The sequence below is a fragment of the Limosilactobacillus viscerum genome (assembly GCF_947387525.1).
Classification (GTDB): domain Bacteria; phylum Bacillota; class Bacilli; order Lactobacillales; family Lactobacillaceae; genus Limosilactobacillus; species Limosilactobacillus viscerum.
On the sequence record NZ_CANDNW010000007.1, the window covers coordinates 75,386 to 85,917 of the forward strand.

Annotated in this window: 9 protein-coding genes; 2 read left to right on the top strand and 7 right to left on the bottom strand. The window is 43.3% G+C overall.

Features of this window, described 5'->3' with window-relative positions; all coding sequences use genetic code 11:
* Positions 1 to 52: 52 nt before the first annotated feature.
* The 3 genes from QOS07_RS03705 to QOS07_RS03715 all read right to left on the bottom strand — a co-directional run bounded on the left by QOS07_RS03705 (position 53) and on the right by QOS07_RS03715 (position 2,132).
* A complete protein-coding gene (locus tag QOS07_RS03705) occupies positions 53 to 808 on the bottom strand; it encodes an RsmE family RNA methyltransferase (protein WP_283587661.1) in 756 nt (251 codons plus the stop codon).
* Position 809: 1 nt separating this feature from the next.
* Positions 810 to 1,772 (bottom strand): 50S ribosomal protein L11 methyltransferase, encoded by a 963-nt coding sequence (gene prmA, locus QOS07_RS03710; RefSeq protein ID WP_283587662.1) that lies wholly within the window; start codon positions 1,770 to 1,772, stop codon positions 810 to 812.
* Between the two features lie 69 nt (positions 1,773 to 1,841).
* Positions 1,842 to 2,132, bottom strand: a complete 291-nt coding sequence (locus QOS07_RS03715; protein ID WP_283587670.1) for a hypothetical protein — start codon at positions 2,130 to 2,132, stop codon at positions 1,842 to 1,844.
* A 261-nt stretch (positions 2,133 to 2,393) separates the two neighbouring features.
* Here QOS07_RS03715 and QOS07_RS03720 point away from each other — a divergent pair, with 261 nt between their 5' ends.
* The gene (locus tag QOS07_RS03720) at positions 2,394 to 3,350 is read left to right on the top strand and encodes an L-lactate dehydrogenase (RefSeq protein WP_283587663.1); all 957 of its coding nucleotides are present in this window, start codon (positions 2,394 to 2,396) and stop codon (positions 3,348 to 3,350) included.
* A gap of 200 nt (positions 3,351 to 3,550) precedes the next feature.
* A complete protein-coding gene (locus QOS07_RS03725) occupies positions 3,551 to 4,654 on the top strand; it encodes a M24 family metallopeptidase (protein ID WP_283587664.1) in 1,104 nt (367 codons plus the stop codon).
* A gap of 62 nt (positions 4,655 to 4,716) precedes the next feature.
* Here QOS07_RS03725 and QOS07_RS03730 read toward each other — a convergent pair whose 3' ends face one another.
* The 4 genes from QOS07_RS03730 to QOS07_RS03745 all read right to left on the bottom strand — a co-directional run bounded on the left by QOS07_RS03730 (position 4,717) and on the right by QOS07_RS03745 (position 10,051).
* Entirely contained in the window at positions 4,717 to 6,132 is a 1,416-nt protein-coding gene (locus QOS07_RS03730; RefSeq protein WP_283587665.1) for a C69 family dipeptidase, read from the bottom strand.
* 19 nt (positions 6,133 to 6,151) lie between these two features.
* The gene (locus QOS07_RS03735) at positions 6,152 to 6,532 is read right to left on the bottom strand and encodes a PqqD family peptide modification chaperone (protein WP_283587666.1); all 381 of its coding nucleotides are present in this window, start codon (positions 6,530 to 6,532) and stop codon (positions 6,152 to 6,154) included.
* Entirely contained in the window at positions 6,532 to 8,478 is a 1,947-nt protein-coding gene (locus QOS07_RS03740; RefSeq protein WP_283587667.1) for an OPT family oligopeptide transporter, read from the bottom strand. Before QOS07_RS03740 ends, QOS07_RS03735 begins: the two co-directional genes overlap by 1 nt.
* A 283-nt stretch (positions 8,479 to 8,761) precedes the next feature.
* On the bottom strand, positions 8,762 to 10,051 hold the full coding sequence (locus QOS07_RS03745) for an L-cysteine desulfidase family protein (RefSeq protein WP_283587668.1): 1,290 nt from the start codon (positions 10,049 to 10,051) through the stop codon (positions 8,762 to 8,764).
* Positions 10,052 to 10,532: the final 481 nt, after the last annotated feature.

The window sequence follows — 10,532 nt, forward strand, 5'->3', positions numbered from 1 at the left end:
CTCTGGTAAGATTCTCTTATCTTATTTTATTTTTCTAAATTGTAGCACAATACTACTTTCTTGATGATGCCAATTCAAGGGCATATGAAATTGCGGCCATCAAATATAGTGGTGCCGTCTCCGTTCTTAAAATTCGGGGGCCTAATCCCACGGGGGTAACCCCCGCAGCGGTCATTTGGTCGACCTCTCCCGTCGTGAGGCCACCTTCAGGGCCGAATACCGCCGCGATACTTTGTCCGGGTTTGATTTTTGCCAACACCTGGGCAAGGGCGGCAGTTTCGCCTTGCTTTGCCGATTCTTCCCAGGCAACTACCCGGAAGTCAGCCGGTTCCGCCGCTAATGCAGTGGCTAAGTCAGCATAATATTCTACTTGTGGCTGACAATTTCGGTGTGATTGTTCTGCCGCCGAATCAGCAATTTTTTGCAACCGGCCTAGCTTCCGTGCCCGCTTATTGGCTGCCCAATGGCTAATGGACCGTTCAGATTCGAAGAAAACAACTTTCCTTGCACCTAATTCAGTCGCTTTTTGCACGATTAACTCTGGTTTTTCCTTCGTTTTTGGCAAACCGCAAAGGAGGGTTACAGCAACTGGTAATTCGCTATCCGTGCCTAGTGGCTCGATTATTTTAACCGTTGTCTGTGGCGTCGTTGCCACTACTTCTGCCAAGTAGGCTCGGTGGTCACTGGGCACTACTTCCACTTTTGTCCCGGCTTGTGCACGTAAGACGGTTGTTAAGTGGTGAGCTACATCTTGCGGAAGCGTCAGCAAACCATCAACTGGGTGGGCATCCAAAAAATAGCGCTGCATCCTATTCTTCCTCCTCCGATGGCTTATGGGCAATGATACCGTGCCAATCCTTCATCTTGGTCTCGCTATCGATGATAAATCCTTGAGCAGTTAGTTTTTCCCGAACCAGCCCGGCTTTGTCATCAATAATTCCAGAGGTAAGGAAAAGCCCGCCTGGCTTTAAGTTTTCGTAAGCCTGGGGGATCAATGGGACAATGATTTCTGCCAAAATATTAGCTACTACAATATCAACCTGGGTGTGAATTCCATCCAGCAAACTATTAACCCCTAGGTGGATATCCTTTGCCGCCGGATTAAGTGCAATGTTTTTCTTAGCTGACCGTACCGCTACTTCATCAACATCATAAGCTGCAACCTCACCAGCACCTAATAATTTAGCCGTAATACTTAGGACACCAGAACCAGTTCCAACATCAATCATCGATTCACCACCACGGATAACCTTTTCAAGAGCTTCCATCATTAGTCGCGTGGTGGGATGGGTCCCCGTGCCAAAAGCCATTCCTGGATCAAGGTAAATAATTCGTTCACTTTCCTGTGCTGGTTGGTATTCCTCCCACTCGGGGACAATCGTCAGTTCATTAGTCACGCGAAGTGGGTGGTAGTACTTTTGCCAAACCGTCGCCCACTTCTCATTGTTTACCGCTTCCGCAGTGACTGTTGCTTTACCAGGGTTAAGTCCGTAATCCTTTAGCTTAGTTACCTTGGCGGAAATAGTTGGAATTAATTCGGGAACAAAGGCCTTGGCCGGAAAATAACCGGTAACCGCCGCACCCTCTTTCCGGTGTGGGATTTCTTCAGGATCAATTATTTCACCATACTTGCCATATTTTCCGGCGTGAAGGTTAGCAAAGTCAGCCGAATCATCAATTTGCACCCCCTGGGCACCTTCACTGGTTAAGAGGTAGCTCACCGCTTCAACGGCCTCACTGGATGTAATTACTGTTACTGCTGTCCAGTCCATAATTTCCTCCTTAAAATTAACAAAATCGTGACCACCTTCCCCGCTGGCCACGATTCATTTACTACTTAATTATTCGTCATCATCACTGTCATCACTATCCCGCTTCTTCTTGTCCTTTTCGATATGGTGTTTGAGGTAGTCAATTAAATCTGACTCCGTCAAAAAGATTCGCGGATGATGCTGGTGGTGAAGACGCACATCAATTTCGTTAATTTTTAAACGTCCAGTCCAAGTATGGGAGTAACGAATGATTACCCGATTATTCAGCCGGTGCTTGCCAAAACGAAAAACATAGACGTGTTGTGGTGTCATCATTGGCCGAATGTATTCACGCTTATACATCAAATCATTATCACGCATAAATTGCTTTGTCCGATTAAGAATGGTAATCACCTCCTCCAAATATTTTCCTGCCCTGATTTAAAAATCGTCCTAACAGATACTATTATTTTAGCACATGTTGAGATGCTTCCATAGTAAAACTATACCAATTTGTTAAAAAATTAGCAAAGTCACTGGGATTATTTTGATGACTCTGGTAGACTCCTCCCAAAGTAATGATATAATACTTGAAGAGATGTTATCTCAATTCGACACAAGACGAAAGGGAGACTGTATATTATGTCTAAGAATCATCAAAAAGTAGTCCTCGTTGGTGACGGGGCCGTTGGTTCAAGTTATGCATTTGCAATGGCACAACAAGGAATTGCTGAAGAATTTGCAATTGTTGATATTATCAAGAAGCGGACTGAAGGTGACGCTTTGGACCTGGAAGATGCAACTGCATTTACTGCGCCAAAGAACATCTACTCTGCTGACTACGATACTTGCAAGGACGCTGACCTGGTTGTAATCACCGCTGGTGCCCCACAAAAGCCTGGTGAAACCCGGTTACAATTGGTCGACAAGAACTTGAAGATCATCAAGTCCGTTGTTGAACCAATCGTTAAGTCTGGATTCGATGGTATCTTCTTAGTTGCTGCTAACCCAGTTGATATTTTAACTTACGCTGTTCAAAAGTTCTCTGGTTTCCCACGGAACAAGGTTGTTGGTTCCGGTACTTCACTGGACTCTGCTCGTCTGCGGGTTGCCTTAGCAAAGAAGTTTGCTGTTGATCCTCGTGACGTTTCTGCAAACATCATGGCTGAACACGGTGACTCCGAATTTGCTGCTTACTCCAGTGCAACGATCGGTGGCAAGCCATTACTTGACATCGCTAAGGAACAAGGCGTTTCCAATGATGAACTGCTTAAGATCGAAGACGATGTTCGTAACAAGGCTTATGAAATTATTAACCGCAAGGGGGCTACCTTCTACGGTGTTGCTACTGCCTTAATGCGGATTTCACGTGCTATTTTACGTGACGAAAACGCGGTTCTCCCAATCGGTGCACCAATGAATGGTGAATATGGTTTGAAGGACCTCTACATCGGTACCCCTGCTGTTGTTAATGCTTCAGGTGTTGCCCGCGTTATCGAAGTTCCATTAAACGACCGTGAAAAGAAAGCTATGGCTGATTCAGCTGCCGAACTTGAAAAGGTTGCTAAGAACGGTTTAGCCAAGTTAGAAAATAACTAATTTAAACAACGAATTATTTTCCCGGAACAAAAATAAATAGCCCGCTAGTGTTTGTCAGACGATGACAAACATTAGCGGGCTGTTTTTGTGGTGTAGCAAGGATAATCTACAGTTGTTCTAATTTAAATGATTGTGACTTTTCTTAACTTAAGATAAGATTATACTAATCAGAGTTTCATCTGACATTAAGGAGGATTAACATGGCAAAAATTGACGAACTGCAAACATGTCTCGCCCACAAAGGATTAGACGCTGCTTACATTAGTGACCCCATGACGATTGGCTACCTAACTGGTTTTTATGAGGATCCTATCGAGCGGGTGATGGCCCTACTTGTGTTTCCTGATAGTGAGCCATTCTTATTTACCCCTGCTCTCGAAGTTGAAGCCGCCAAAGGAGCTGGCTGGACACATCCCGTTTATGGCTACCTTGACCACGAAGACGCCTATGCACTAATCGCGGCGCACGTAAAAAAGCAGGTAACGGAACCCGTTAATTGGGGAATTGAGCAAAACCACCTGACCGTTTCCCGATTGTTAAAATTGCAAAATCAATTTCCAAGTGCCAAGTTCAATACCGACTTGACGTCGACAATTGAACAAATGCGGTTAATCAAGTCTGATGACGAAATCGCAAAGCTGAATGAGGCTGGTAAATGGGCTGACTTCATGCTTGAAGAAGGTTTTAAGAATCTTCAACTTGGCAGAAGCGAACAAGAGATTGCTGCTAACCTTGAGTATGAACTAAAGAAGCACGGGATCATGCACACAAGTTTTGACACCCTCGTCCAAGCAGGAGCCCACGCCGCTGAACCACATGGCGCTACCTCCCAAAGAAAAATCAATAATAATGAACTGGTACTTTTTGACCTCGGCTGTGTTGTTGATGGTTACTGTAGTGATGTTTCGCGGACGGTTGCAATTGGTACTCTGAACAAAAAGCAAAAAGAGATTTACAAGGTCTGCCTGGAAGCACAATTAGCTGCACAAGAGGCGGCAAAACCAGGGATCACAGCGGAAGAATTAGATAAAGTTGCGCGGGATGTAATTAGCAAGGCTGGGTATGGCGAATACTTTATCCACCGGCTCGGTCATGGTCTCGGGCTAAGTGACCATGAATTTCCGTCAATCATGGAAGGCAACCACTTGGTACTTCAACCGGGAATGTGCTTCTCAATTGAGCCGGGCATCTATATTCCGGGCATTGCCGGCGTTCGGATTGAGGATTGTGTCCATATTACAAGTGATGGTTGTGAACCATTCACTCATACGAATAAAGCACTTAAAACATTTGAATTAATGTAAAAGAAAAAGGGCGACGACAAATTTGATTTTGTCATCGCTCTTTCACGTTTAATAGCTGATTATTAAAGGTTTGGATCCATCTTGAATGACATCTTTGAAAGTTCGCAACCTTCAGTTAACAGTTCATAGAAGAGTTCCTTAGTCCGTTCATTGTAGTGAGCGGCAACTTCATGGTTTTGCTTGGTCAGGTAATCGATTAATTCTTGACCATCAAGTTTTTCAGCTTCCTTGTCAACTTCAGCGATCTTCCGACGTGCCCATTCATTCAGTTCCTTCTGGTAATCTTCGTCCTTTTCCATAAATTCATCATAGTGGCTTTCAACAACTTCAGCTAATGCTTCGTTGAGCCAGAAAGCACACTTGAGGTCCATCTTTTCTGGAACGTTCCGGTATGATTCATCAGTATCGTCAGCGTTAGCAAAGAATGGAACGTATGGGTTAAAGGCTGGAACACCTAATTCAATCCAGTGAACACTTGTCTTGTACTTCTTGTCATCACGAACTTGAAGGATGTGTGACTGAGCAGTCCGGGAAAGTGAAATTGCCCGGTATGTCTTGCGTTCAGGACTGTCACCCATTGGATCATATGGTGTTTCATTGAAGTGTGACTTCAGAACATATTGAATGTCTTCGTGTGAAATCTTAAATTCAGCCTTACGGATAAATGGCATTTCACCGTCTTCTGGCATTTGACCTTGAGAAGCCTTTGGACTCAGGTAACGTTGTGCGAACCAAGTCCGTGGGGTATTGTAGTGACGGTCTTTTTGCGTACTAGTACCGAAGATGTGACGGAAGTCCCAACGGTTTTCGTCTGGGTTAAGTTGGTGTTCTTCAACGAATTCTTGAATACCATCTGCCCACATGTAGTTGTCAGGATCATTGAAGTCAATATCTTCAATTGCCATTTGGTTTGGTGTTACAGCGTAGCAGTCATCAGGAATCCGAACAGCAACCCATTGGTGACCAGTTACGATTTCCATGTACCAAACACTGTCTTTATCAGCAAATTGCAGACCGTTACCTTCAGCAGAACCGTACTTTGCAATCAACTTACCGGTGTATTCAACCCCTTCACGTGCGGAGTGAATGAATGGCAAGATCAAAGTGCAAAGTGAGTCTTCTGCCAGACCATTCTTGATGAATGGGTCGTAAGCCAGAACACGGTCATTTGCGTAAACACTTTCGGTAAATGAAGCAGCAACGTTTGCTTCGTTGATACCGTCTTCTTCGTTTGGACCAGTAGTTTGGTCAAGACTTGGAGTTGAAGTGTAACGCATACCCTTTTCAGGCATTGGAACAGTAACCTTGTTGTATGGAGAAACATAAGTCTCATGACGACCTTCAACAGCCGGCTTTACCAAGAAACGCTTTGGTTCAATAGCTTTAACACGGTCTTCGTTCCGTGCAATGTAGGTTGCACCATCTAGTGAAGCCTTCTTACCAACCATAATTGAAGTACATGCATCTTTGTTTTGCATAATGATAACCTCCTAAATACTAGTTACCTTTAACCTTAATAATTAAATTATTCTGATGATCAAGTTGTCGAAGATAAAGAACCAAGCGCGTATATTGGTATTTGCGGGTTTCCTTAAACTTCCGCCCGAGCGACTGTCCGAGATCGAAGACATTTGTTTCACCATCTAAGTGGGTAAAGATATAACTACCGTACTTATCTAGCTCAAGGGTACTCTCTTCGGGAATGTTAAAGTGGAATTTATTACGAAAGAAACGCTGTATTGGGTGATTATTTTCTTTGATAATTGTGACAATTCCGTCCTTAACAACATAGTGAGCATCCGGGTTACGCTTATAAACGAGGCCCTTCAAGTCCTCTTCAGTAACCCCTTTTTTCTTCTCTCGCTTGGACTTAAACATTATTCATCATCCTTAGATTCTGCACCTGCTTGTGGACCATGGATTCTGAGTAATGGGAGCATTACACAGGCCAGCATAATCACTAACAGTACCCAAGCCATTTCGTTGGAGCCAACGAAGCCGGTAAGGGTCTTGTCCTTGATAACACCAAAGACGTGCAGGAAGATACCGATCAAACCGATGATTGAAGCACCGGCAACTAATCCTGATGACATACTAATACCACTTGATACACGGTGCTTACGAGTTTCCTTGTCCTTAGTAACCTTTTCGATAACCAGACGAACAAGGGCACCGATGAAGATGATTGAAGTAGTTGATGCAGGAAGGTAGAAACCTAAGGCAACAGCCATCACAGGGACACCTAACAAGAAGAAGACGATTGAAAGGACAACCCCAGCAATAACCATGACCCAAGGAAGCTTGTTAGACATAATACCTTGTGTCAGTGCAGCAATTAAGTTAGCTTGTGGAAGACCAAATGGTGGGTTAGAACCAGTAATTCTCAATTGTGGTTCAAGCAGGATCATTGTACCAACAACAACGATTGTCCCGATGATACCAGCAATTACGTAGTACTTAGTCATTTCGTTCTTGCTACCACCAATAACGAATGATACCTTTTGTGTCTGGGTGTAACCACCACCAACAGAAATAGCGGTAACAATAAATACACCAAAGGTTAACAGAATTTCAACGTGGTCAGTGTTAGTCCAACCGCAAAGGGCGAAGACTAAGGTCAAGATAACCATTGATGCAATCGTCATCCCAGAAACTGGGTTGTTGGAAGAACCAATCATACCAGCCATCCGGGCAGAAACGATAACGAACAGGAATGAAAGTAAGATGGAAAGAATCCCACCAACAATCATAATCATGACGTTGTACTTTGCAAAGAAGAATGAAACAACAAGGATCATGATTGCACCTAATGGTAACAGGATTGAGCTCAACTTGTCTGAGCTTCCGCCTTCAGCAGTCTTCCGTGCCTTAAGTGTTTCAGAGATTGATTGCTTAATAGCAGGAATTAACTTGAGGGCCCCAATGATACCACCACCAAGCATCATCCCGGCACCGATGCACTTCAGGTATGAACCGACAATAACATCAGTACCTGCTTGGTTCAGTTGAATACTTGCATCGTTCCAAACTCTCCATGAGTCACCAGACATACCGATGAAGTATGAAAGTAATGGAGCAACAGCAAATTGGGCAAAGATCGTACCAGCAAACATAACAATTGAAACATTGATACCAATGATGAACCCGATACCAAGAAGCATTGGGTTAACTTCAGTGGACATGTCCCACTTGTAGAACTTCTTACTTGAGAAGTTAATCATGCTGTTGAACCAGCCCATAAATTGAGTGGTGAAGAAGGTAATGATACCACCGATACCAAAACCAATCCCCATCATCTTGAGTGATTCACCACCAGCTTCGGAAGCAACTAACGTTTCGGAAATTGCCATTGATTCTGGGTACTTCAACTTACCGTGTTGAGAAATAATCAGGTAATTGAAGACGATGTTTGCAACACCAACAGCAAAGGCTACCGCTGCAACCCCTACAAGGAAGCCATATACGAAACTAATCTTCCGACCAATCAGGACGATTGATGGCAAAACATAAATCATCCCACTAGCGATACCTTCACCACCGCTGGACATACCTTGGATTAAGTTGATACCTAAGATACCCTTCTTCTTAGCAAAGGCAGCAACTAATCCGGAACCTAAAATGGCACCTGGAATACCAGCAGAAACAGTCAGCCCAGCTTTCATCCCGGAGTAAGCCGTAGATGCAGCAAAGATAATAGCTAAAATGGCACCGAGTACCAGAATAACTGGGCCACCACCTAGACCATCATGTGTGCCTAAGTATGGGACGTACTTGCTCCCAGGTACGCCACCATAGGCAGACTGGTCAAGCGTTTTCTTCTTCATGAACATTCCCCCTACTTGGAAATAAGATATAACAGCGCTTCCACAGAGTATGATACTATAGTTCACCCAAGTAATGAACACATTCACATGTTTATGAGACGGATATGAGCAAAAAATTATCTGCCTTTAATTTCCATTGACTTTATTCTTAATTTTGTCAATTATTCACAGCGCAACTTAATTATTTTTTGTGTCCCAATAGTTTTGCTTTCTTTTTGTAATTAAAAATAGCAAAAGAGACATTATTGCTGTAACGTCACTTTTGCTCATAAATGCACAATTGCTATTTATTCATCATTAATTTTAAGATTACTGGATCGGATGCAGTGATCCCCTTGCAAGTTAGCTTACCTAGATAGCGAATGGTGTTATCAACACAGTTGCAAACCACCCCGTTGGTTCCCGGAATTGTAATCCCTTGGAGAGCGAGGTTCACTGCTTTAAACATCGTTTGAATTGAAGTTGCTACCTTAATGGCACAAGAACACCCTGCACCATCACAAATCATCCCAGTTGCGTCACCGATCATATTCTTAATCGCCCGGCTAGCATCCTCAACACTGCCATTATAGAGGTAGCAGATACCATTTGCCGCTCCCATTGCTGCAGAGTGAGTTGCACAGTAAGCAGAAAGAATCGGCAAAAACGAGTGAACATAAATTGCGGTAAGGTGTGAAAGTGCTAGTGCCCGAATTAACTGTTCGTCAGATGCATTTTGTTCTTCTGCCACAACGCACACCGGTACCGTGGCGGTTATTCCCTGGTTTCCGGAACCAGAATTTGTAACTGCTGGTAGTTGTGCACCACCCATCCGCGCATCAGAAGCGGCTGCGGTATACGCAACAATCCGGTTGGCAAGCGTATCGTCGTAACCAATACCATTTGGGTTATTAAGCGAGCGCCCAACTTTCATTCCGTAATCATGGGTAAGTCCTTCCGCTGCTAAGGCCATATTATCTTCCCTTGCTACTTTGATAAAGGCTAGTTCATCGACCGGTGCCGTAGTACAGAAGTCCCAAATCTCCTGCAGGCTTGCATCCTGCATAAAAAGCTCCCAGTCCGCAAGTGAATCAACGGCCGGACGTTCTTTCTCAAAAATAGTCCCACCACTCTTCTTTAAGAGGTAAATATTAGTATGATCAGCGGCAATATATACTTCAGCCGTATTATCAGCAACCGTCGTTACCTTAACATGAACGTAGAGCTTGTCTTTAACGTCCGCCACTGAAATATTTATCTTTCCCGAATCAGCAAGTGCAACAATTGCCTTTTCATCTGCAGGAGCCAGTTTAGGAATTACCTTCATCCCCTTGTCAGGATCGCCAAAAAGGTAGCCAACCGCTGCTGCAATTGGCAGCCCCGGGTGGCCAGTTCCGGGAACGATTACCGCAATTGCGTTTTTCATAATATTGGCTGAAACTTCAACGTCAATTTTTTGTGGCTCTTCATGGTCAAGTTGCTTTGCACACGTTGCAACTGCAAAAGCCACTGCAACTGGTTCTGTACACCCAGTTGCAACAGACACGCCATTGTGTAATGCCTTCAGGTACATTTTTTCTTTATTTTGTTCCATGTCTTCACCCCACTATTTAATTCACTAGTAATACTAGTATGCAGTGAATATTCAACCACATTGCTAAAATAAGCAATCCTCCAAAATAGCCGCATACTCCACCAATTTTATGCACCGCTACTATATCAGAAGTAAAAGGTTTTTCAAATACTATCAGACATCCATATCCCAACTCTCGCCGCTTTTTAATTTTTAACGTAAGCGGTTACAGAACATTTTATAAATATAATTTAAACTATTGTGAATTATTCCTTCGATTAAGCTTAACGTGAGAACCATTTTCTTGTGAAATCCACCTTTGTAAATTAAGTGATACTATATTTTTTCTTTAATATGGAAAAGTAAGCAATTATATTAGTACTTTCACAGTAATTCTTATATGAAATAATTATCATATTTAGAATCGCGGTTTGTAAAATTAAGTTAGAAAAATAAAAAAGTCATTTGTGATAGACTTTTGAATAACCACAAACAAAAGTAA

Coding starts and splice junctions, on each gene's coding strand:
- QOS07_RS03735 (WP_283587666.1), bottom strand. CDS start 6,532: ATGTTTAAGTCCAAGCGAGAGAAGAAAAAAGGGGTTACTGAAGAGGAC.
- prmA (WP_283587662.1), bottom strand. CDS start 1,772: ATGGACTGGACAGCAGTAACAGTAATTACATCCAGTGAGGCCGTTGAA.
- QOS07_RS03740 (WP_283587667.1), bottom strand. CDS start 8,478: ATGAAGAAGAAAACGCTTGACCAGTCTGCCTATGGTGGCGTACCTGGG.
- QOS07_RS03715 (WP_283587670.1), bottom strand. CDS start 2,132: ATGCGTGATAATGATTTGATGTATAAGCGTGAATACATTCGGCCAATG.
- QOS07_RS03720 (WP_283587663.1), top strand. CDS start 2,394: ATGTCTAAGAATCATCAAAAAGTAGTCCTCGTTGGTGACGGGGCCGTT.
- QOS07_RS03705 (WP_283587661.1), bottom strand. CDS start 808: ATGCAGCGCTATTTTTTGGATGCCCACCCAGTTGATGGTTTGCTGACG.
- QOS07_RS03745 (WP_283587668.1), bottom strand. CDS start 10,051: ATGGAACAAAATAAAGAAAAAATGTACCTGAAGGCATTACACAATGGC.
- QOS07_RS03730 (WP_283587665.1), bottom strand. CDS start 6,132: ATGCAAAACAAAGATGCATGTACTTCAATTATGGTTGGTAAGAAGGCT.
- QOS07_RS03725 (WP_283587664.1), top strand. CDS start 3,551: ATGGCAAAAATTGACGAACTGCAAACATGTCTCGCCCACAAAGGATTA.